The organism is Achromobacter sp. Bel (genome assembly GCF_012928505.1).
Lineage (GTDB): Bacteria > Pseudomonadota > Gammaproteobacteria > Burkholderiales > Burkholderiaceae_B > Achromobacter.
Genome location: NZ_JABBJN010000048.1, coordinates 1 through 21,554, shown reverse-complemented (window position 1 = coordinate 21,554; position 21,554 = coordinate 1). Strand labels below are relative to the sequence as shown.

Below are 21,554 nucleotides of genomic sequence, written 5' to 3'. Positions count from 1 at the left end.
GGATAGATTATTTCGCGATTTTCGGTGTGTTGGCCAAGGCTGGCGAAGACGCCTGCCTCAAGGCCAGAATCAGCATATAAGCAAGCAGTACTTCAAACGCTGCCGAACCGACCAGCGGCTCGAACAGTCCGAATACCTGCAGCACGACGAACGCCACCCGCAAGTACCGGAACCAGGGGGCGGTCAGTTCCGCACGGCGTAGACGCACATAGATCTCCCGGATGTACAGCACATACAGGCCTGTGCCAAGCAACCCGTAGTTCAGCAGCATCTGAATAATGGAATTATGCGCACCCCATACATTCTCGATGCCCGGATTGAGTTCCACGAACGTCCTGAAGGTGTTCGGGCCGATGCCGAACAACGGGTGCTGGATCCACAAGTCGAACCCGAAAGACCACAGCAATAGACGATTGATGATCGAAAGCACTTCGCCTTGATACGGCCCGGCAAGCGCGGCAATGGACTGCTGGTGGTCGACCGAGACAAGGAGCGTCGCGGCAAGAAACAAGACCAGGGGCCCGACCCAGACAAGCCACAGCATTTTCCACTTCGCCATTTGCAGCGCGACGAGAAACAGCAGGAACATCAGCGCGCCGCCCCGCGACATTGTGCAAAACACCGCAAGCGCGAACAGCAAGGCCAGCGCACGCTGTTTCGCCAGCGCCAACGCAAAGAGGAAAATCAAAAAAGCCGCCAGATAATTCGAGCGCCCCAAAGGCGTCTCGATAAGCAGCTTTTGTTCGTAATAGCCGCCAGGGCTCATCACGGCAACGACAAACAGGGCTATCGCCATGACAGCCAGCACGACGCCTCCTGCCAGCATCATCCCGACGGCCCGCTCCACGGCGATATAGCGATAGAACTGGGCGTAGACCATCAAGATGCAAATCGCGTACAGCAGCGGCAAGGTCCCCGCCATGCCCCGCAAAAGGGCCCCCTCTGGCGTCAATACCAGCCCCACCATCCCGAAGAACAGCGTGCCGATCAGCAACAGGACCGACGACGGTATCACGATGCGGACAAGCGCCATGCACAGCAGCAGCAGCGGAAACACGATGAGCATCCCCATCGGGACCGTCATTGTGCTTTCTCCGACCGGCACCTGCAGATCACCCACGAACAACAGGAAGAACGGCAACAGGATAAGGAATATCCCTGCCTGGACGTCATATCGGGATGAGAGCGCGTCTTGCCTCACGCACGCACCTCCGGCCGGCCGCGAAAGCCTGTCAGGTATGCGATCAACAACACCAGGGCGACAACGCCGGCCACCCATGCGGCACGCGCCAACATGCCGGGAATCGCTACCCCGGCGAATCCCGCCACCGCGAATAGCGAAATCAACAGCACGTTCCTGCTCGACCCCGAGAACATCGATCGGTTCAACGCGACCTTTGCCCCCCAGAACATGAGGACGGCATCGATGGCCACGCGCAGGAACCAGGCGATGGCCGCCCCCGTCAAACCATAATGGCGGGACAGGACAACCAGCGATATCAGGAACAACGGGGCTTCGATGACATGGATGATCGCCGTCAAATGCGATCGCCCCGCCCCCTGGATGACGGTGAAGGGAATCTGGGCGATGCAGGTGATGAACATGCCCGCCGAGAATATCTGCAGCAAGACATAGCTCTGCGAGGCGAAGGCCTCGCCGACCCACAGCACAAGAAGTTCTTTGGAGAATAGGGCGATGGCCGCGGTGACGGGCAGTAACGCCAGGAATATCCAGACCACCGCTTTTCTTATCAACGCGATCGCGGCCTCGTCCCGCCGCGCGATCTGCGCGGCCAGGGTCGGAAACAACACGGCGGTCAGCGCATTCGGCAGAATCGACAGCTTGGTGATCAGTTCCTGAGGCGTGACGTAATAGGCGACCGCGGCCGAGGACAGCACCGCACCGACGATGAACCGGTCGGCGTAGCTCATCAGCGGACTGACGACGTTGCTGACAGTCATCCAGCCCCCAGAGCTGCACAACGGTCCGATCAGCGTCCTGTCGAAGTGCAGCCTGCCCGCGTCGTCGGGCAACACACGCTTGGCGTACCAAGCGTGCAGCGCACAGGTCACGACGCGTCCGCCAGCCAGCACGATGGTTATCACATCCAATCGGGGCGTGCCGTACATCACCACCGCCAGGGGCCCGAGAAAGGTCAACAACCCCATCGGCAACCGGATGATATTGACGATCGCGAACGCGTGCCGCGCCTCGAGTATTCCGCGGAAACCGGATGTCAATACGACGGTGGGCATGGCAAGGGCCATGATCCATATGGCGTTGATCGCTTCCTGACGGTCGGGGATGGACTGGATGAATCCGAGCCCCCACGGGCCAAGCGCCGCCATCAGGACGCCCGCCACCACGCCAAAGACCGTGATCACGGTCATCGCGGTCGTGACCAGCGCACCGACCCGGTGGCGTTCCTTGCCCGCAAGCATCACTGCCAGCTGCTGGGTCAGCGCTCGGCCCAACCCCAGATCGAACAGGCTCAGGTAACTGACGACGGCCCAGATCAATGTCAGCAGCCCGAACCTGGCGTCGCCCAGCTCTTTGATCAGCACGGGAATGCTGAATACCGCCACGACGAGCGGCAGCCCGAGGCCCATCAAGTTATAGAGGGAATGTCTGACTAGTTTCACGAGCCAACCAAGGCAAAGTTCATTACGCGCAACGCCAAAACCGTTGTCGGCCCTTTTTCCCCGTTCCGTCGATGCAACGGGGATTATCGGCGGCTCGACCTGGATTCAGGCACTGCCACAAGCCGCATATTGCCGTGCCCCGAGTCCGCCATCAGGCGGAATGCCTTTCTTCGAGAATGGCCGGGGCATGCAAACGTCAGCGCAATCGATCCAATCGGGTTGTCTTGCGGAAAATAGAAAATATGAATCCACAGAAAAAACCAAAGGCCAAACCGGCAAGCAAGAAGAACTTGAGTTTCGGCGAAGCCGGCCGGTCATCGATTTCCAACTGGGAAATAACCGTGGGATACAAATTCGTGGGGAATGCCCGGCGGTCCAGGTCCCGCTGGACTTTTCGCAACGATTCAATCAACGCCGCACTGTTCTGAACCTGCGCGGTCAAGACAGACGCAGAAAGCAATTGCGCATCTTGCGGCTGCTGCTGCACATTGCCGAATGCCTTCGTCAGACGGTCATACGTCGCCTCAGCCGCGGCGAGTTCATTTTTATTCTTTTCCTGAGCTGATTTCAATTCAGCTTTCAGCGCATCCGGAACATGGTTATGTGCAGCATAAAGTTGTTGCGCCAGTGCATCGGCATATTTTTTCAACTGCTCACGTGAATAACCGAGAAACTCCACTTTCAGGAAATCGGTACCCGCGATGTCGCTCGGCCGCAATGAACTGCGGAACAGCCTGACTTCCGGCGGTTCAGCCTCGCCGGCGCCCGTCTGCGTATAACCCGTCGATCTAATCACGGCATCGACGAATTCCTTGCTGCGGATTCGATAGGCTGTCTGGCTGACGCCTTCGATAAGTGTGCTGTCGCGTTCCGCGCTTGCCGACACTTTACCCACTTGGATTAGCAGGCGGGCTTGCCATTTTGGCGTGGCATAAAAATAGGCGCCTACTGCACAGGCGCCTCCCAATAACGCCGCGATAACCAATATCTTCCAGTTACGGAACATATTTCCAATGAAGTCCATCGGGAATATGTCTTCAGACTTCGCCGTCGAGGCCGCGGCACCATCGCCCGTCGTGACATTCCGGGAGTAATTCTCATCCTGCATAAATATCCTTTGCTTGGCGACGCCCCTGCCCCTTCGGCCACAGACCTGGTGCTGTCACTTTTCCGCAACACTCATTTGATCGAGGAAAAGCGTAGCAGCGGGATAACCAGCCGGCAAGTAACGTTTAGATTATTTGATTGAACAGAAAGCGTGGAAAGACAAGTCTCCGACCCGCAATGGCAACGATATGAATTTGCTGCAACATAAAAATACGTGAACGTTTCAGCATTCGTGCGTACTTCCCGATGCGCGCTGGGGGGTTACACACAACTAGATATTTTTTGTAATCGGAATGGTACTACCGGGCCTGCCGGCGTGTCTTCATATCGATGCGTTCGATCTGGAATCCGCGATCCGCTGCGGTCAATCCCGAGCGCCCGGGCACAACCCAGGATGCCGCCCGGCGTGCTGAGGACGCGGGCCGGGCATCTGCGATTTGCTTGGGGGAGGGAGAGAAAGAGAAGAGCGGCCGCTTTACCAACGCAAACTCGACGGCCGCTTCTTTAGAGCGCGTGATTAGAACGGAATGTCGTCGTCCATATCTGCCAGATTGGCGCCGCTGCTGGCAGGAGCCGCTGCGGGGGCCGGGCGCTGTTGGGGCGCCGGGCGTTGCGCCGGGGCACGCTGCTGCTGCGGACGCGACGGTGCGTCGTCGTAGCCGCCACCACCGCCGAAGCTTGCGCCACCGCCGCCGCCGTCTTCACGGCCGCCCAGCATTTGCATCTGGTCGGCGACGACTTCGGTGCTGTAGCGATCAGCGCCGGTGTCCTTGTCTTGCCACTTACGCGTCTTCAGGCGGCCTTCGATGTAGACCGAACGGCCCTTCTTCAGGTATTCGCCGGCAATTTCAGCCAGGCGGTTGTACATGACGACGCGGTGCCATTCGGTTTCTTCGCGCTTTTCGCCGCTGGCCTTGTCTTTCCAGGACGAAGTGGTGGCGATCGACATGTTGCAGATTGCCGCCCCGTCGGGGCTGTAGCGGACTTCCGGGTCGCGCCCCAGATTGCCCACAAGAATGACTTTGTTAACCGATGCCATGCCGTTGTCCCTCTGTTGTTGACAGCCTGCGCCTGTGCGTTGCCGCGAGCGCGCCGGCAACAACATAAAAAGCGATGTTGAAGACCGGCTTCATGAAACACGCCGGTCACCGCAACGATGACCGGCGACGCCGGGTGAAGCCCTAATTTGGTACGTATTATCGACGAAAAGCGCCCGCCGCGCCAAACGCCATTGGTGACAAATCCGTCCCGTACGGAAAACGAATTCGGGGCCGTTGACCGCCGTAGGCGACACAATCAGCGACTTTCCGGCACCGTCGGGGACGCATCCCCGTCAGGCTCAGGCCAGGGGCCTTAGCGCCCACGTCACGGCCAGCCAAACCGCGGACAGGACGGCGGCGCCGATGAAAACGGCGCTGGCGCCTGAATACGACGCCAGCCAACCGCCCAATGCGCCGCCTGCGAACAGGCCTGCGGCCTGGGCCGTGTTGTAGAAGCCCAGCGCCAGGCCCTTGTAGGCCTGCGGGGCCACGCGCGACACCAGCGACGGCTGCAGCGCTTCCAGTACGTTGAAGGCCACGAAGAATCCCGTCAGTGCGATGGCCAGCGTGTAAAAGCCGTGGCTGGCCGCTGGCAGCAAGGCGCACACCGCCACCAGCCCCGCCACGGCGGCGCGCAAGGCGCCCCGGTGCGCACGGCGCTTTTCCGCAATGAACACCACCGGCACCATCAGTACGAACGACACCAGAATGACAGGCAAATAGACTTTCCAGAGCTCGCGCGCGTCCAGGCCGCCGACCTTGGCCAGCAGGGCCGGCACGACAACAAACAGTGACACCTGAATCAAATGCAGCACGAACACGCCGAAATTCAGGCGCAACAGGTCCCGATGGGTCAGGACTGCACGGGCATTGGCCGCCTGCATGGTGCGGGCCTGCGTGCGCGGCACCACCGGCACGGCAAAGCGCGCCACGGCCAGGCAGATGACGCCCAGACAGGCGATGGTCCAGAACAGGCCCGACAGGCCCCACCAGCCCACCAGCACGGGCGCCAGGACGAGCGACACGGCGAACGACAGGCCGATCGATCCGCCCACCATGGCCATGGCGCGCGTGCGCACCTCGTCGCGGGTGGCGTCGGCCAGCCAGGCCGTGACGGCGGCGGAAATGGCGCCCGCCCCCTGGATGGCGCGACCGATGGTGATCCAATAAACGTCCGTCGCCTGGGCGCAGACGATGCTGCCCGCCACGAACAGCAGCAGGCCGAACAGCACGACCGGGCGGCGGCCCCAGCGGTCGGACGCCAGCCCGAAGGGGATCTGCATGAAAGCCTGGGTCAGCCCGTACATGCCCAGCGCCAGACCGACGCGGGCCGGGTCGTTGCCGCCCGGCAACCCGGCGGCCGCCACGGCGAACACCGGCAGCAACAGGAACAACCCCAGCATCCGCGCGGCGAACAGGCCGGCCAGCGCAATACTGGCGCGGCGCTCGGATGGGGTCAATTTCAGTCTGGTATCTGCCGGCATGCGGAAATTTCAACAATGACAAGGGCGGGCGCGCGTGAATGTCACACGCTCACGGTCTGATCTAGCGGTGCCGCGCCGGACCCGGTTCAGTCCAACTTGACGGACTACCCTGAACGCGGGGGGATTCGGCGCGCTATAGTACCAAGTTGGCCTTTGAAACCGCTTAAAAGAGCCTATGGACGCCCGACCGACGTGACAATACGCATCCGGGGTGCACGCACCCACAATCTCAAGAACGTCTCGCTGGACCTGCCGCGCCACAAACTGGTGGTCGTCACCGGCCTGTCCGGCTCGGGCAAGTCGTCGCTGGCGTTCGATACGCTGTATGCGGAGGGCCAACGACGTTACGTGGAAAGCCTGTCCGCGTACGCCCGCCAATTTCTCCAGCTGATGGACAAGCCGGACGTGGACCTGATCGAAGGCCTGTCGCCGGCCATCTCGATCGAGCAGAAGGCCGCGGGGCACAACCCGCGCTCCACGGTCGGCACCATCACCGAGATCCACGATTACCTGCGCCTCTTGTACGCACGCGTGGGCACGCCCTACTGCCCGGACCACGGCCTGCCGCTGCAAGCGCAAAGCGTCAGCCAGATGGTGGACGCGGTGCTGGGCTGGACGCCGGAGACGCGCCTGGCCGTGCTGGCGCCCATCGCCCGCGGCAAGAAAGGCAGCTTCGAGGACGAATGCGCCAGCCTGCAAGCGCAAGGCTACGTGCGGCTGCGCATCGACGGGCAACTGGTGGAAATCGACGGCATGGCGCCGTTGAAAAAGACCGAGAAGCACGACATCGACGTCGTCATCGACCGTCTGCGCATCAAACCCGAAAGCAAGCAGCGCCTGGCTGAGAGCTTTGAAACCGCCCTGCAGCTGGCCGACGGCCGCGCGCTGGCGCTGGACATGGACAGCGAACGCGAACAGGTCTTCTCCAGCCGCTACGCCTGCCCGGTGTGCAGCCACAGCCTGCCGGAACTGGAACCGCGGCTGTTCAGCTTCAACAATCCGATGGGCGCCTGCCCCAGTTGCGACGGCATCGGCCAAGTGGGCTTCTTCGACCCGAAACGCGTCGTCGCCTTCCCGGAACTGAGCCTGGCCGCCGGCGCGATCCGCGGCTGGGACCGCCGCAACGCGTTCACGCATTCGCTCCTGACCAGCCTGGCGGCGCATTACGAATTCGACATCGAAGCCCCCTTCGAAGAGCTGCCCGAAGCGCTGCGCGACAAGGTGCTGTACGGCTCCGGCGAAGAAGAGATCTCGTTCCTTTACCTGAACGAGAAGGGCCGCAGCACGGTCAAGCGCCACACGTTCGAAGGCGTCATCCCGAACCTGGAGCGCCGCTGGCGCGAAACGGATTCGGCCACGGTGCGCGAAGAATTGGGCAAGTACCGCAATATCAAGACCTGCCCGGACTGCGCCGGCTCGCGCCTGCGTCCCGAAGCCCGCAATGTGCTGATCGGCCACGATCCGCGCGGCGGCGAACGCCATGGCCAGGCCATCTACGAAGTCGAGGCCATGCCGCTGTCCGCCTGCCTGGCCTGGTTCCGCGACCTGAACCTGACCGGCGCCAAACAAGAGATCGCGCAGCGCATCGTGCGTGAAATCGAAGCGCGGCTCAGTTTCCTGAACAACGTCGGCCTGAACTACCTGTCGCTGGACCGCAGCGCCGACACAATCTCGGGCGGTGAAGCGCAGCGCATCCGACTGGCCAGCCAGATCGGTTCGGGGCTGACCGGCGTGATGTACGTACTGGACGAGCCCTCCATCGGCCTGCACCAGCGCGACAACGACCGCCTGATCGGCACCTTGCAGCACCTGCGCGACCTGGGCAACAGCGTCATCGTCGTCGAGCACGACGAGGACATGATCCGCATGGCCGACTGGGTCGTGGACATGGGGCCCGGCGCGGGCGAGCACGGCGGCGAAGTCGTGTCGCAAGGCGACCCCGAAACCGTTCAGCGCGACCCGAATTCGCTGACGGGCCAATACCTGAGCGGCGCGCGCGAAATCGCGATCCCGCCGCGCCGTCCCGTCAACGACGAATTGCCGTGGCTGACCCTGACCGGCGCCAGCGGCAACAACCTGAAAGACGTGGAACTGCGCATTCCGGCCGGGCGGCTGGTGTGCGTGACGGGCGTGTCGGGGTCCGGCAAGTCCACCCTCGTCAACGACACGCTGGCGGTCGCGGTGTCGCGCCAGCTGCACCATGCGCAAAGCGAGCCCGCCCCCTACGTATCCATGCAGGGGCTGGAGAACTTCGACAAGATCATCAGCGTGGACCAAAGCCCCATCGGCCGCACGCCGCGCAGCAATCCGGCCACCTACACGGGCCTGTTCACGCCCATCCGCGAGCTGTTCGCCGGCGTACCGGAAGCACGCACGCGCGGCTACGACCCCGGCCGTTTCAGCTTCAACGTCAAGGGCGGCCGATGCGAGGCCTGCCAGGGCGACGGCGTGGTCAAAGTCGAAATGCATTTCCTGCCCGACATGTACGTGCCTTGCGACGTCTGCCACGGCAAGCGCTACAACCGCGAAACGCTTGAGATCCGGTACCGCGGCCGCAACATCAGCGAAGTGCTGGACCTGACGGTCGAGCAGGCGCTGGAGTATTTCGAGTCCGTGCCCGCGATTTCCCGCAAGCTGCACACGTTGATCGACGTCGGTCTGTCCTATATTCGCCTGGGCCAAAGCGCGACCACGCTGTCGGGCGGCGAAGCGCAACGCGTGAAGCTGTCCCTGGAGCTGTCACGCCGCAGCACCGGGCGCACGCTATACATCCTGGACGAACCCACCACCGGCTTGCATTTCCGGGATATCGAGCTACTGTTGCAGGTGTTGAACCAGCTGGTCGACAGCGGCAATACCGTACTCATCATCGAACACAACCTGGACGTCATCAAGACGGCCGACTGGTTGATCGACATGGGTCCGGAAGGCGGCGACGGCGGCGGCTACGTCGTGGCGCAAGGCACCCCCGAGGTCGTCGCGGCCGCGCAGGCCAGCCACACCGGGCAGTACCTGGGCAAGCTGCTGCGCCGCAATGCCGAAAGATGAACGTTGAAGCGGATAACCCGGCCCCCCCTGCAGAAGGAAATGCGGCATGTACACCCTGATCATCGCCAACAAGAACTACTCCTCGTGGTCCTTGCGTCCGTGGATCGCCCTGCGCGCCACGGGCGTTGCCTTTACCGAGCAAAAGCTCGGACTCCTCACGGAAGCGTTCACGCGCCAGGTGGGGGCGGTGTCGCCCGCGGGTCTGGTGCCCGTGCTGCTGGACAGGGATTTCGCCGTTTGGGATTCCCTGGCCATCTGTGAATACGTGGCTGAACAACACCCCGAAGCGCAGCTTTGGCCGAAAGACGCGAAGGCACGAGCCCGCGCGCGTTCGCTGGCCGCGCAGATGCACAGCGGCTTTTCCGCGATGCGCCAGGCCATGCCGATGAACATCGAAGCCCACCTGCCCGGCATCGACCTGCCTGAAGCGGCGAAGCAGGACATCGCGCGCCTGCAATCCATCTGGCGCGACACGCGGGCCGAATTCGGCCAGGGCGGCCCGTTTCTGTTCGGGGCTTTCTCAATCGCGGACGCCTTCTTCGCGCCGGTCGTCTCGCGCTTCACCACCTATGGCGTCACGGCCGCAGGCCCGGTGCGCGACTACATGGACGCAGTGCTGGCGCTGCCGGCCATGCAGGAATGGATGCGAGACGCGCGCGCCGAGGCCACCTTCGTTCCCGAAGACGAGCCCTACCGCAAGCACCGCTGACGGGGCGGCCGATCCGCTCAGTCGTGCAGCCGCTGCGCCATGAATGCGCGCAGCAGCGCCGTCGCGGGCGCTTCGGTCCGGCCCGTCAAGGTCACCAACGCGAATAGCGCATGGCTGCGCAGCGGCGGATCGGTGGGCAATTCCATGAGCTCGCCGGCTGCAATGCTGGCGCGCGCAGCGCCCACGATCCCCAGAAACACCGCGTCGGATACGCGGACGGCTTCAAGCAGACTGCCGATCTCGTCGCAACGCAGGCGCACCGACGTGCGCGGATCCGGCTCGATGCCGAACTGCTCGATCAGGATGCGCTCGGTGTCGGCCGCCAGAAAGGTGGACGCCAAGGGATAGGCCGCGATGTCGGCGAAACGCGGCGCCTGCGCCTGCCCGGCCAAGGGGTGTCCACGACGACAAATGAAGCCGGCTCGCATCTGCGAGACCGGCTCCACGCGCAGATCTGCCGCGGGCACGATGCCCCGCGTATCGACCACCAGCGCGTCCAGGCGCCGCTCGCGCAGCAGCCCCAGATGCGCCTCGAGCGGCCCCCGCATGAGTTCCAGGTGCAGTTGCGGGTGCCGTTGCGCCACATGCGTCAGCAGCGGCGTCATCAGCATCGCGCCAGGCCCCGAGCCCAGGCCGATGCTGAGGGTGCCCTGATCCCCGTGGGTCACCAATTCCGCGCTGCGGCGCAATTCAGCCGATTCGAACAGGATGCGCCGCGCGCGGCCGGCCACGGTCAGGCCCAAGGGCGTCAGCTCGGTGCGCTTTCCCATGCGGTCCAGCAGCAACGCGCCCAAGTCTTCCTCCAGCAGGCGCACACTGCGGCTCAGCGCCGATTGCGTCAGATGCAGGCGTTCGGCCGCGCGGCTGAAAGAACCTGCTTCGGCCACGGCCAACAGATGTTCGAACTGCTTGAGATTCATGTCCTGGTATGAGTTTTTTTTCTAGCTTCCAGAATAACAATTCGTTAGACAACTAGCGAGACCAGTCCCTAGCATGCGGATCACAACCACATCACAAGGGGAAACTCGTGAGCATGCTTTCCGATCATTGGCGCCCGGCTGCACGGGCCCTGGCACTGGGCGCGGCGCTGCTGCTGGCCCAAGGGGCCCAGGCGGCGGACTATCCCAGCCGGCCCGTCATGATGATGGTGCCGTACCCGGCCGGCGGCACTTCCGATGCCATTGCCCGCCTGGTGGCGCCCCCGGTATCGAAGACGCTGGGCCAGCCCGTGCTGGTCGAGAACCTGGGCGGCGTCAGCGGCGCGCTGGGCGCGCAGAAGGTCCTGGCGGCCAAATCGGACGGCTACTACCTGTTCCAGGGCTCGCCCAACGAACTGATCCTGTCGCCGATCGCCAACCCCGCGGTCAAGCTCAAGAGTGAGGACTTCCGGCTGGTGCAGATGATCGGCATGGCGCCGATGGTGATCGTGGCGCGCAGCGACCTGCCTGCCAACAGCGCCGACGAGCTGGCCGCGCTGGCGCGCTCGCGCTCGGCGTCCCAGCCGCTGACGTTCGGCAGCGTGGGCGTCGGCTCTCTCTACCACGTGCTGGGCGAACATCTGGCCCGCACCCTCGACGCCACCATGATCCACGTGCCCTACAAAGGCGGCGCGCCGCTGATGCAGGACATCGGCGGCGGCCAGGTCGATCTGGCCATCCTGCCGCTGTCGCAGCAGCAGATGGCCTTGGCCGAACAGGGGCGCATCAAGCTGATTGCCACGCTGGACCCGCAGCGCAGCCAACTCCCCGCTTTGACCGCCGTGCCGTCGGTCAATGAAGGCCAGCAGTTGAAGGGCTTCAACTTCACCACGTGGACCGGCTATTTCGTCAAGCGCGACACCCCTGAAGACGTCGTCCTGCGCCTGCACGCGGCGCTGAACGACGCCATGCAGGACCCCGCCGTGAAACGCGGCCTGGAATTCCAGAACATCTTGGTGTCGGCGCCGATGAGCGCGGACGAAGCGGAAGCGATGTACCGCACCGAAACTGTCCGCTTCCGCGAGATCTCGCGCCGCCTGGAATTGGCCGGCAAACCATGACCGCAGCACTTGAAAACAAGGAACGACCCGCCATGCATCCGATCTTGCAAACCCTGACCGCCCAAGCCGACGAATTCATCGCGATCCGGCGGGACATCCACCGCCATCCCGAACTCGGCTTCCAGGAATTCCGCACCAGCGACCTGGTGGCGCAATGCCTGACGCAATGGGGCTATGACGTGGAACGCGGGTTGGGCGGCACCGGCGTCGTAGGGCAATTGCGCCGCGGCGACGGCGGCAAGCGCCTGGGGCTGCGGGCCGATATGGACGCGTTGCCCATCCAGGAGGCTACCGGCCTGCCGCACGCCAGCGGCAACGAGGGTGTCATGCATGCGTGCGGCCACGACGGCCACACGGCGATGCTCTTGGCCGCGGCGCACCACCTGGCCCGGCATGGCGACTTCGACGGCACGCTCAACCTGATCTTCCAGCCCGCCGAAGAAGGGCTGGGCGGCGCCAAGCGCATGATGGAAGACGGGCTATTCGCGAAGTACCCTTGCGACGCCATCTTCGCCATGCACAACATGCCCGGCCACCCGCAAGGCCACCTGCTGCTGCGCGACGGCCCCACCATGGCGTCCTCCGACAACGTCACCATCGTGCTGGAAGGCGTGGGCGGACACGGCGCGGTGCCGCATCGCGCCGCCGACCCCGTCGTCGCGGGCGCCGCGATCGTAATGGGGCTGCAGAGCATCGTCGCCCGCAACATCGACCCCCTGCACATGGCGGTGATCACCGTCGGCGCGTTCAACGCGGGTCGCGCCAACAACGTCATCCCGCAGACCGCGACCCTCAAGCTCAGCGTGCGCGCGCTGGACCGCAGCGTGCGCGACACGCTGCAGGCGCGCATCACCGAGCTTGTCCACAACCAGGCGGCCAGCTACCAGGTGCAGGCGACGATCGACTACGCCCGCGGCTATCCGGTGCTGGTGAACACCCAGGCGGAAACCGATTTTGCGCGGCAGGTGGCGGTGGAACTCGTCGGCGCCGACAACGTGGATCCGCAGACCCGGCCCCTGACCGGCAGCGAAGACTTCGCTTTCATGCTGGAGGACGTGCCCGGCTCTTACCTGCTGGTCGGCAACGGCGACGGCTCGGTAGAGGGATTCAACAGCGGGCATGGCGCCTGCATGGTCCACAACCCCGGCTACGACTTCAACGACCACAGCCTGCCCGTGGGCGCGGCGTACTGGGTGTTGCTGACCCAGCGCTATCTGACGCGCTGACACGCGCGATGGCGGACCGACCTACGCCATCTGGAACAGGCGTTTGTGTTCGCGGATGGCGTAGCGGTCGGTCATGCCGGCGATGTAATCGGCAATGGCGCGGGCCTGCTCATTGAAGGCCGGGCGGCGGTAATCCGGCGGCAGCAGACGCGGGTCTTCCAGGAAGGCCACGAACAATTCGCGCACGATGCGGCGCGCCTTGGTCGTCATGCGCAGCACCCGGTAGTGCCGGTACAGGTTGTCGAACAGGAACTTCTTCAGCGCATCGGCCTCGCGGCGGATATCGTCTGAAAAGCCCGCCAGCGGCGGCGAGCGGCGTACATCGTCGGCGCTGGCGGGCGCCGCGTCGCGGATGCGCGCCAACGACGTCTGCGTCAGGTCCACGATCAGCGTATTGATCATGCGCCGGATGGTTTCCGCCACCGCGCGGCGCGAAGCCAGGCCCGGATAGCGGTCCAGCACATAGGCGTGGTGACGTTCGAAAATCGAGACGTCTTGCAGCTGTTCCAGCGTGATCAGCCCGGACCGCAGGCCGTCGTCGATGTCGTGGTTGTTGTAGGCCACCTCGTCCGCCAGATTGGCCAGTTGCGCTTCCAGCGACGGCTGCGTGCGGTTCAGGAAGCGTTCACCCACATCGCCCAACTGGCGTGCATGCGTGACCGAGCAGTGCTTCAGGATGCCTTCGCGGGTTTCAAAGCAGAGGTTCAAGCCATTGAAGTCCGCGTAGCGTTCTTCAAGCTCGTCGACCACGCGCAGGCTTTGCAGATTGTGCTCGAAGCCGCCGGCCTCGGGCGCCAGTTCGCGCATGCAGGCGTTCAGCTCGTCCTGGCCGGCGTGGCCGAACGGCGTGTGGCCCAGGTCGTGCGCCAAAGAGATGGCTTCGGTCAGGTCTTCGGACAGCCCCAGGCTGCGGGCCAGCGTGCGGGCGATCTGCGCCACTTCCAGACTGTGCGTCAGCCGGGTCCGGAACAGGTCGCCTTCGTGGTTCACGAAGACCTGCGTCTTGTATTCGAGGCGCCGGAAGGCGCCTGAGTGCACGATGCGGTCGCGGTCGCGCTGGAATTCCGTCCGATTTTCAGGCGGCGGCTCGGCATAAGTCCGGCCGCGCGATTGAGACGGGTCGGATGCGTAGGAAGCCAGTTCTTTCATCTGCAACACCGTCTCCGGTCGCGGTTATTGAGTGGTGCGGGCCAGGACGGCGCGCACCGCGTCGTCCGGGGCTGCCTGCATGAAGGCTTCGCCGAGGCGGGGCATGAGCACGTAGCGGATCGAGCCGCCTTCGGTCTTCTTGTCGACCTGCATCAGGTCCAGCCAGCGGTCCGCGCCCAGATCGGGCGCCACCACCGGGCAGCCGATGGCCGCCACCAGCGCGCGCACGCGTTCGACGTCGGCGCGGTCAAAGCCGGCCACGTCCGCCGACAACTCAGCCGCCTGCACCATGCCGCAGCCCACGGCCTCGCCATGCAGCCAAGCGCCATAGCCCAGGCCGGATTCGATCGCGTGGCCAAAGGTATGGCCCAAGTTCAGGATGGCGCGCAGGCCGGATTCGCGTTCATCCTTGCCCACCACCTGCGCCTTCAGTTCGCAAGAGCGGCGGATGGCGTAGGCGATAGCCTGCGGGTCCAGGTCGCGCAGCGCCTGCACGTTGTCTTCGCACCAGGCCCAGAAGGCCGGGTCCAGAATCAGGCCGTACTTGATCACTTCGGCCAGGCCGGCGGACACTTCGCGCGCCGGCAGGGTGTTCAGCACATCCGTGTCGATTTCCACCGCCACCGGCTGGTAGAAGGCGCCGATCATGTTCTTGCCCAGCGGATGATTGACGGCGGTCTTGCCGCCCACCGACGAATCCACCTGGGCCAGCAGGGTCGTGGGCACCTGCAGGAAGCGCACGCCGCGCATGTATACGGCCGCCGCAAACCCCGTCATGTCGCCGATCACGCCGCCGCCCAGCGCCACCAGCACGCAACGGCGGTCCAGGCGATGGGTCAGCAGGGCGTCGAATATCAGGTTCAGCGACTGCCAGTCCTTGTAGGCCTCGCCGTCGGGCAGCTCAATGCGCAGCACCCGCTTGCCGGTGCGGGCCAGCGCCGCTTCGGCGCGCTCGCCGTACAGCGCCGCCACCGTGGGGTTGGTGACGACCGCGATGGCGGTGGCGTCGGCGGGGATGCACTGGTCCAGAGCATCGATGCGCCCGGGGCCGATATGGATCGGATAGCTTCCGCCCGGGGTGTCGACATCAACAACGTTCATATGCGCTTCTCAAAGGCTTGTAATTGCGGCAGCAGCGCCTTGACCAAGGTATGGATGGGCGTCGAGCCGGTTTCCACCACCAGATCGGCGACTTCCTTGTAGAGGGGTTCCCGCAGGGTCATCAGGTCTCGCAGGGTGCCGCGGGGGTCGGCGGTGGCCAGCAAGGGGCGGTTGCGGTCGCGGCAGGTCCTGCGGAACAATTCGTCCACGCTGGCCCTCAAATAGACGACGATGCCGCGTTCATGCAGGCGCTGACGGTTTTCCGCCGCCAGGATCGCGCCGCCACCGGTGGCAAGAATAATGTTGCGCCGTTGGGTACACTCTTCCAAGGCGGCGGACTCCCGGCGGCGGAAGCCGGTTTCGCCCTCGATTTCGAAGATTACCGGCACCCGCACGCCGCAACGCGCCTCGAGCTCATGATCCAGATCCATAAACTCGCGCCCCAACGCACGCGCCAGGCTCCGGCCGATGGTCGTCTTGCCCGCCCCCATCATCCCGACCAGGAAGACGGGAAGGTCGTGCGGCAACGACACGGTCTTGCCTGTGCACTCCAAAGCGCAAGGCACATTTTCAAGCCCCTCATCGGAGGGCGCTGGGTCCGGATCAGCCTCCGGACATGAGTTGGCGGAAAAGTTCATGACGGCATTATCACATCTGCCGCCAGTTGCCCGCGCACCACATTGAACTATCTTGTTACAGAAACCGATCCCCCGCGCTAAGCCGGGCCCGGAGAGTCCCGTAAAATCGCCGCGATGAGCAAGCCCCAGAATTCCTCCAAGAAAGACAAGCCCGCCAAGAGCGGCTCCCCGATACTGCGATTCTTCGTGAAGGCCGGCATCTTCTGTGCCGGCCTGTTCCTGTGCGGCGTACTGCTGGCCGGAATGGCGTTGGCGCTGGCCTGGCCGAACCTGCCGGACCTGAACGCCATGACGGACTATCGCCCGCGGGTGCCGCTGCGCGTCTATACGGCGGACCGCGTCCTGATCGGCGAATTCGGCGAAGAACGCCGCAACGTGCTGCGCTTCAACGAAATCCCGGATGTCATGAAGTCCGCTGTGCTGGCGGCCGAAGACGACCGCTTCTACCAGCACGGCGGGATCGACTGGATGGGCGTGGCGCGGGCCGGCCTGACCAACCTGATCAACATGTCGAAGACGCAGGGCGCCAGCACGATCACGATGCAGGTGGCGCGCAACTTCTACCTGTCGTCTGAAAAGACCTATTCCCGCAAGTTCTACGAACTGCTGCTGACGTTCAAGATCGAATCCGAGCTCACCAAGGACCAGATCCTTGAGCTCTACATGAACCAGATCTACCTGGGCCACCGCGCCTACGGCTTCGCCGCCGCGTCGCGCGCCTACTTCGGCAAGCCGTTGTCGGAAGTGACCCCGGCCGAAGCCGCCATGCTGGCCGGCATCCCCAAGGCCCCGTCGCGCTTTAACCCGATCTCGAACCGCCCCCGCGCCGAGTTGCGCCAGCGCTACGTGCTGGGCCGCATGCAATCGCTGGGCTACCTGACCGAGCCCGAGTACAAGCAAGCGATGGCGCAGCAGATCGTCATGAAATCGGCGGAAGGCACGCCGGCTGGCGGCTATTCCATCCACGGCGAGTACGTGGCCGAACTGGCGCGCCAACTGCTGTACAACGTGTATCAGGACAACGTCTATTCGCGCGGCATCAACATCTACACCACCGTGCAGTCCAAGGACCAGGAAGCGGCTTACCGCGCCGTGCGCGAAGGCGTGCTGGAATACACGCGCCGCGCGCCCTACCCCGGCCCTGAAGAGCAACTGGACCTGCCCCCGGGCACCGAGAACAATCCGGCTGCGCTGGACGAATTCCTGGACGGCGTGTTCGACAAGTTCAGCGACAGCGGCGACCTGCTGACGGCGCTGGTGCTGTCGGCCAGCCCGACCGAGGTGAAGCTGGCGCGCAGTTCGCGTGAAATCATCACCGTCACCGACAAGAAGGTGCTGGGCGTGGTGGCCCGCGCGCTCAACGACAAGGCCAAGCCCGAACAGCGCATCAAGCGCGGTTCCGTCGTCTACATCCGCAAGTTCGGCGACAACTGGGAAATCATCAACCTGCCTTCGGTGCAGGCGGCCTTCGTGGCGCTGGCCCCGCAAGACGGCGCCATCCGCGCCATGGTGGGCGGCTTTGACTTCTACCGCGGCAACTTCAACCGCGTGACGCAGGCCTGGCGCCAGCCGGGCTCGAACATCAAGCCGTTCATCTACGCGGCCTCGCTGGAGCGCGGCCTGACACCGGCCACGCAGATTTCCGACCAGCCGTTCGAGCTGACCGCCGCGCAGACCGGCTCCAAGGCCTGGAACCCCAAGAACTACGGCAACCAGTACGAGCCCATGCTGACCTTGCGCCAGGGCCTGTACAAGTCGAAGAACATGGTGTCGATCCGCATCCTGCAAGCCATCGGCCCCCAGTACGCGCAGGACTACCTGACCCGCTTCGGCTTCGACAAGGCCCGCCAGCCGGCCGTGCTGCCGCTGGCGCTGGGCGCAGGCTCGGTCACCCCCCTGCAGCTGGCCGGCGCGTTCTCGGTATTCGCCAACGGCGGCTACCGCGTCACGCCCTACCTGATCGACCGCGTCACCGACAGCAACGGCAAGGTCATCATGCAATCCAAGCCGGTCGTGGCCGGCGACGCGGCCGCGCGCGCCATCGACCCGCGCACCGCCTGGATCATGGACGACATCCTGCGCGGCGTGGCCACCTACGGCACCGCGGCGCGCGCCCGGGCCCTGCTCAAGCGCAACGACATCGCCGGCAAGACGGGCACCACCAACGAATCCGTTGACGCCTGGTTCTCGGGCTACACGCCGAACCTGGTGGCGACCTCGTGGCTGGGCTTCGACCAGCCCAAATCGCTGGGCTCGCGCGAGACCGGCGGCGGCGTCGCCATGCCGATCTGGGTCGACTACATGCAGGACGTGCTCAAGGGCGTGCCGGAAGAAAAGCCGCGCGCCCGTCCCGACGGCATCATCGTCGAGAACGGCGAGTTCTACTTCTCGGAGTTCCCGCCCGGACAAGCGGTCGCCCGCCTGGGGCTGGCCGAAGCCGACACGCTGGGTGAATTCCTGCACGGCCTGGGCAGCGGCAACGAAGAGACGAAGATCAAGGTTGCACCGGGCGTGGGGTCGCAGAACGCCGCCCCCTGGTCGCAAAAGATCCCGTTCTAAAAGATAAATGCCCCCACGCCGCACCCGCTAAGCGGGTTTGCGGCCCAGCAAGGGGGCATTTTCATCGTGGGGCGGCCCGGCGATGAAAAAAGCCGGCCTTGATAGGCCGGCTTTTTGTTTGGGCGGTCGGGTTTACAGCTTCAGCGTCACGGGGACGCCCGCCGCGGCGGAGCAGATCTGGGACAAGGCGTCGGGCAATTGCGGGCCGCCTCGGGTATCGTTCCAGTGTTGGCCGTCGTAACGGTAGTGGAAGCCGCCGCTGCGCGCGGCCACCCACAGCTCCTGCATGGCGGCCTGGCTGTTCACCACGACGTGGGTATTGTCCTCGAACACCATCGTCAGCACATTACCGCTGCGGCTGGTTTCGACGTCGACGTCGAGCGAAGCCGCCCAGTCATCGGCCTGGCTTTCGATGCTGTCCAGCACCTGGTCGATCAACGCAAGAAATTCGGTTTCGGTCATAATCGAGCCTGCAAGAATTACGGAGTTCCCAGTGTTCCAATTGGCATTCAGCCGCATGGCTCTTCGCATTGTAGCCACGCTCTTGGCCTCCGGCATGGTTGCGGCCTGCGGGTACAAGGGTCCTTTGTATATGCCGACGCCTGACGGCAAGCCGCCGTCGCGCTCGCCGACGCAGCCCACCCAGCAGATTCCACCGGCGCCGACCCTCCCATGACGCCCGCCTACCCCGTGCAGCCAGACCTGGCCGGCCATCCCTACTTCCGGTACCGCAATAACGTACTGTACGCCGAGGATGTGCCCCTGGACCATCTGGCGCATGGGCTAGGCACACCGCTGTACGTCTATTCGCGCGCCGCGCTGAAGGCCGCCTGGGAAATCTACCGCAGCGCGGTCGGGCAACACCCGGTGCTGGTCTGCTACGGCATGAAGGCCAATTCCAACCTGGCGGTGCTGAAGGAATTCGTGCGCCTGGGCGCGGGCTTCGACATCGTGTCTGGTGGCGAACTCAAGCGCGCGCTGGCGGCGGGCGCCGACCCGTCGAAAATCGTGTTTTCGGGCGTGGGCAAGCAAGCCTGGGAAATGCGCGACGCGCTCTCGGCCCAGGTAAAGTGCTTCAACGTGGAATCCGTGGCGGAACTGCATCGGCTGTCGGAAGTCGCCGAAAACATGGGCCTGCGAGCGCCCGTGTCGCTACGAGTCAACCCCGACGTCGACGCGCAGACGCACCCCTATATCTCCACCGGCCTGAAAGAGAACAAGTTCGGCATCGCCATCGACGCGGCGCTGGACGCCTACCGCACGGCGCAATCCTTGCCGGGCCTGGACATCGTCGGCGTCGATTGCCACATCGGCTCGCAACTGACCGACATCAGTCCTTATTTCGACGCACTGGAAAAACTGCTGGACCTGATCGACACGCTCGACCGGGAAGGCATCCGGATCGCGCATCTGGACCTGGGCGGCGGCCTGGGCATCCGCTATGCGGACGAGACGCCGCCTTCACCGAAGGCCCTGCTTGACCGCGTCTTCGAACGGCTGAACGCGCGCGGCCACGGGCATCTGCATCTGGTGCTGGAACCCGGCCGTTCGCTGGTCGGCAACGCCGGCGTGCTGCTGACCACGGTCCAATACCTGAAGCATGCCGAAGCGCGCAACTTCGCCATCGTCGATGCGGCGATGAACGACCTGCTGCGCCCGGCGCTGTACGACGCGTTCCACGGCGTGCGGGCCCTGCGGCCACGCGCAGGCGCGCCGACCGACTACGACATCGTCGGCCCGGTCTGCGAAAGCGCCGACTGGCTGGCCCGGCAGCGGCCGTTGACGATCCAGCAGGGCGACGTGCTGGCGGTGGAATCGGCGGGCGCCTATGCCATGGCGATGGCCAGCAACTACAACGCGCGCGTCCGTCCGGCAGAAGTGATGGTCGACGGCGACAGGTACTACGTGGTGCGCCAGCGGGAAACCCTGGACGATCTGCTCAAGGGCGAGTCCACCCTGCCCTGATCCGGCACCGGCACCCGACGTCGGACAAGGCCCGGCGGCCAGGCGCGGTTTTCCATCCGCTTACTTGAACTCGTGCGAAATAACGGCGGGCCGGTCCGGCGCGACGGTCAACGTCATGCTGTGGTCGCCCGCCGACGCATTGCGCACCGTCACCTGGTAGCGGCCCGGCGCCAGGGAAATCTCCCGCAGCGGCGGGCTCACCCCGCGTGAACGGCCATTGATCAGCACCTCTCCCCATGGACGCACCGCTACGCGGACCGCCACGGGCGCCGCTTTGGGCGGCGTCGGCGGCACCGCAGCCGGCGGCGCGGGCGTATCGGCGGATCCCGCTCCGGTGGCCGAGGCCGGTGCCGGCGGCGCTTCCGCACTCGCGGGCGGCGCGGCGGCGGCAGGCGCGGCTTGAGGGGCCACGGGCGACGTGGCTTGAGGCCCGGTTTGAGAACCGCCAGGAGGCGCCGCTGAAGGCTCGGCTGGAGGCGTCGAAGGCCCGGCTGGAGGCGTCTCTGGCGCCCGCGCGGGAGCGGGCGACGACGTCTGTGGCGTACCGGCCAATTGAACGGGCGGCGTCTTCATTCGCACCCAGGCATAACCTCCCCCTGCCAGCAACAGAGCGATGAGCACCGCCGTCAATGGCAGCATGCGCCGGCGACGAGCCGGGACCTCTGGCGGCACCTCTATCGACTGCTCGGCCGTTGCGCGCGCCGGCCCATCGTCGCCTGCGGGCAGCCCGTCCGTCGGCAACGTCGCGGAGGGGACGAAAGCGGACATGGCCTCGGGCGTGGGCGTGGGCGTGGGCGTGGGCGTGTTCTGCACTGGCCGCAACGCGCCCATCGCCGCGGCGAACGCC

19 protein-coding genes are annotated in these 21,554 nt (G+C 64.7%); 8 read left to right on the top strand and 11 right to left on the bottom strand.

The window, feature by feature from the left end; genetic code table 11:
- Positions 1–7: 7 nt before the first annotated feature.
- From HG262_RS31220 to HG262_RS23790, 5 genes are all read right to left on the bottom strand, one after another.
- Complete coding sequence (locus HG262_RS31220) at positions 8–1,201, bottom strand: O-antigen ligase family protein (RefSeq protein WP_169273369.1); 1,194 nt, start codon at positions 1,199–1,201, stop codon at positions 8–10.
- Positions 1,198–2,610: a flippase gene (locus HG262_RS23805; protein WP_169273368.1), complete on the bottom strand. Its 1,413-nt coding sequence runs from the start codon at positions 2,608–2,610 to the stop codon at positions 1,198–1,200. The genes HG262_RS31220 and HG262_RS23805 overlap by 4 nt, the downstream gene beginning before the upstream one ends.
- Positions 2,611–2,839: 229 nt before the next feature.
- Positions 2,840–3,751, bottom strand: a complete 912-nt coding sequence (locus HG262_RS23800; RefSeq protein ID WP_169273367.1) for a Wzz/FepE/Etk N-terminal domain-containing protein — start codon at positions 3,749–3,751, stop codon at positions 2,840–2,842.
- Between the two features lie 516 nt (positions 3,752–4,267).
- Entirely contained in the window at positions 4,268–4,789 is a 522-nt protein-coding gene (ssb, locus tag HG262_RS23795) for a single-stranded DNA-binding protein (RefSeq protein ID WP_169273366.1), read from the bottom strand.
- 300 nt (positions 4,790–5,089) lie between these two features.
- Positions 5,090–6,274 carry an MFS transporter gene (locus HG262_RS23790; RefSeq protein WP_169273365.1) on the bottom strand — a complete coding sequence of 395 codons (1,185 nt, stop codon included), beginning with the start codon at positions 6,272–6,274 and terminating at the stop codon, positions 5,090–5,092.
- A 192-nt stretch (positions 6,275–6,466) separates the two neighbouring features.
- On the opposite strand from HG262_RS23790, the gene uvrA reads away from it, so the two are divergent.
- Together uvrA and HG262_RS23780 are read left to right on the top strand one after the other, a co-directional pair.
- Positions 6,467–9,322, top strand: coding sequence for an excinuclease ABC subunit UvrA (gene uvrA, locus HG262_RS23785; protein ID WP_169273364.1), 2,856 nt, complete (start codon positions 6,467–6,469; stop codon positions 9,320–9,322).
- Between the two features lie 46 nt (positions 9,323–9,368).
- Positions 9,369–10,031: a glutathione S-transferase family protein gene (locus tag HG262_RS23780; RefSeq protein ID WP_169273363.1), complete on the top strand. Its 663-nt coding sequence runs from the start codon at positions 9,369–9,371 to the stop codon at positions 10,029–10,031.
- Between the two features lie 17 nt (positions 10,032–10,048).
- Here the strand turns inward: HG262_RS23780 and HG262_RS23775 are convergent, their stop codons facing one another.
- Positions 10,049–10,951 (bottom strand): LysR family transcriptional regulator, encoded by a 903-nt coding sequence (locus HG262_RS23775; RefSeq protein WP_169273362.1) that lies wholly within the window; start codon positions 10,949–10,951, stop codon positions 10,049–10,051.
- Between the two features lie 113 nt (positions 10,952–11,064).
- On the opposite strand from HG262_RS23775, the gene HG262_RS23770 reads away from it, so the two are divergent.
- Positions 11,065–12,069, top strand: a complete 1,005-nt coding sequence (locus HG262_RS23770) for a tripartite tricarboxylate transporter substrate binding protein (protein WP_169273395.1) — start codon at positions 11,065–11,067, stop codon at positions 12,067–12,069.
- A gap of 32 nt (positions 12,070–12,101) precedes the next feature.
- Positions 12,102–13,295 (top strand): M20 aminoacylase family protein, encoded by a 1,194-nt coding sequence (locus HG262_RS23765; RefSeq protein WP_169273394.1) that lies wholly within the window; start codon positions 12,102–12,104, stop codon positions 13,293–13,295.
- A 21-nt stretch (positions 13,296–13,316) separates the two neighbouring features.
- Here the strand turns inward: HG262_RS23765 and HG262_RS23760 are convergent, their stop codons facing one another.
- Genes HG262_RS23760 through HG262_RS23750 form a run of 3 tightly spaced genes read right to left on the bottom strand, consistent with a single transcriptional unit; the run spans position 13,317 to position 16,183 of the window.
- Entirely contained in the window at positions 13,317–14,444 is a 1,128-nt protein-coding gene (locus HG262_RS23760) for a deoxyguanosinetriphosphate triphosphohydrolase (RefSeq protein ID WP_169273361.1), read from the bottom strand.
- Between the two features lie 24 nt (positions 14,445–14,468).
- Entirely contained in the window at positions 14,469–15,545 is a 1,077-nt protein-coding gene (gene aroB / locus HG262_RS23755; protein ID WP_169273360.1) for a 3-dehydroquinate synthase, read from the bottom strand.
- Positions 15,542–16,183 (bottom strand): shikimate kinase, encoded by a 642-nt coding sequence (locus HG262_RS23750; RefSeq protein WP_169273359.1) that lies wholly within the window; start codon positions 16,181–16,183, stop codon positions 15,542–15,544. The genes aroB and HG262_RS23750 overlap by 4 nt, the downstream gene beginning before the upstream one ends.
- 114 nt (positions 16,184–16,297) lie before the next feature.
- On the opposite strand from HG262_RS23750, the gene HG262_RS23745 reads away from it, so the two are divergent.
- Positions 16,298–18,742, top strand: coding sequence for a PBP1A family penicillin-binding protein (locus HG262_RS23745; RefSeq protein WP_169273358.1), 2,445 nt, complete (start codon positions 16,298–16,300; stop codon positions 18,740–18,742).
- A 132-nt stretch (positions 18,743–18,874) separates the two neighbouring features.
- Here the strand turns inward: HG262_RS23745 and cyaY are convergent, their stop codons facing one another.
- Entirely contained in the window at positions 18,875–19,204 is a 330-nt protein-coding gene (cyaY, locus tag HG262_RS23740) for an iron donor protein CyaY (RefSeq protein WP_006227433.1), read from the bottom strand.
- Between cyaY and HG262_RS31215 the strand changes: the two genes are divergently transcribed.
- A complete protein-coding gene (locus HG262_RS31215; protein ID WP_348984421.1) occupies positions 19,155–19,418 on the top strand; it encodes a lipoprotein in 264 nt (87 codons plus the stop codon). The genes cyaY and HG262_RS31215 overlap by 50 nt on opposite strands.
- Positions 19,415–20,707: a diaminopimelate decarboxylase gene (lysA, locus tag HG262_RS23730; RefSeq protein ID WP_169273356.1), complete on the top strand. Its 1,293-nt coding sequence runs from the start codon at positions 19,415–19,417 to the stop codon at positions 20,705–20,707. The genes HG262_RS31215 and lysA overlap by 4 nt, the downstream gene beginning before the upstream one ends.
- Before the next feature lie 60 nt (positions 20,708–20,767).
- Here lysA and HG262_RS23725 read toward each other — a convergent pair whose 3' ends face one another.
- On the bottom strand, positions 20,768–20,971 hold the full coding sequence (locus tag HG262_RS23725; protein ID WP_169273355.1) for a hypothetical protein: 204 nt from the start codon (positions 20,969–20,971) through the stop codon (positions 20,768–20,770).
- A 349-nt stretch (positions 20,972–21,320) separates the two neighbouring features.
- On the opposite strand from HG262_RS23725, the gene HG262_RS23720 reads away from it, so the two are divergent.
- Positions 21,321–21,554 (top strand): hypothetical protein (locus HG262_RS23720; RefSeq protein ID WP_169273354.1); only part of this gene is annotated, 234 nt, incomplete at its 3' end.

What these genes read in the sequence shown, in the direction of transcription:
- HG262_RS23805 (WP_169273368.1), bottom strand. Translation starts at nt 2,610, where the DNA reads ATGGGCCTCGGGCTGCCGCTCGTCGTGGCGGTATTCAGCATTCCCGTG.
- HG262_RS23800 (WP_169273367.1), bottom strand. Translation starts at nt 3,751, where the DNA reads ATGCAGGATGAGAATTACTCCCGGAATGTCACGACGGGCGATGGTGCC.
- ssb (WP_169273366.1), bottom strand. Translation starts at nt 4,789, where the DNA reads ATGGCATCGGTTAACAAAGTCATTCTTGTGGGCAATCTGGGGCGCGAC.
- HG262_RS23790 (WP_169273365.1), bottom strand. Translation starts at nt 6,274, where the DNA reads ATGCCGGCAGATACCAGACTGAAATTGACCCCATCCGAGCGCCGCGCC.
- HG262_RS23780 (WP_169273363.1), top strand. Translation starts at nt 9,369, where the DNA reads ATGTACACCCTGATCATCGCCAACAAGAACTACTCCTCGTGGTCCTTG.
- HG262_RS23775 (WP_169273362.1), bottom strand. Translation starts at nt 10,951, where the DNA reads ATGAATCTCAAGCAGTTCGAACATCTGTTGGCCGTGGCCGAAGCAGGT.
- HG262_RS23770 (WP_169273395.1), top strand. Translation starts at nt 11,065, where the DNA reads ATGCTTTCCGATCATTGGCGCCCGGCTGCACGGGCCCTGGCACTGGGC.
- HG262_RS23765 (WP_169273394.1), top strand. Translation starts at nt 12,102, where the DNA reads ATGCATCCGATCTTGCAAACCCTGACCGCCCAAGCCGACGAATTCATC.
- HG262_RS23760 (WP_169273361.1), bottom strand. Translation starts at nt 14,444, where the DNA reads ATGAAAGAACTGGCTTCCTACGCATCCGACCCGTCTCAATCGCGCGGC.
- aroB (WP_169273360.1), bottom strand. Translation starts at nt 15,545, where the DNA reads ATGAACGTTGTTGATGTCGACACCCCGGGCGGAAGCTATCCGATCCAT.
- HG262_RS23750 (WP_169273359.1), bottom strand. Translation starts at nt 16,183, where the DNA reads ATGAACTTTTCCGCCAACTCATGTCCGGAGGCTGATCCGGACCCAGCG.
- HG262_RS23745 (WP_169273358.1), top strand. Translation starts at nt 16,298, where the DNA reads ATGAGCAAGCCCCAGAATTCCTCCAAGAAAGACAAGCCCGCCAAGAGC.
- HG262_RS31215 (WP_348984421.1), top strand. Translation starts at nt 19,155, where the DNA reads ATGCTGTCCAGCACCTGGTCGATCAACGCAAGAAATTCGGTTTCGGTC.
- cyaY (WP_006227433.1), bottom strand. Translation starts at nt 19,204, where the DNA reads ATGACCGAAACCGAATTTCTTGCGTTGATCGACCAGGTGCTGGACAGC.
- lysA (WP_169273356.1), top strand. Translation starts at nt 19,415, where the DNA reads ATGACGCCCGCCTACCCCGTGCAGCCAGACCTGGCCGGCCATCCCTAC.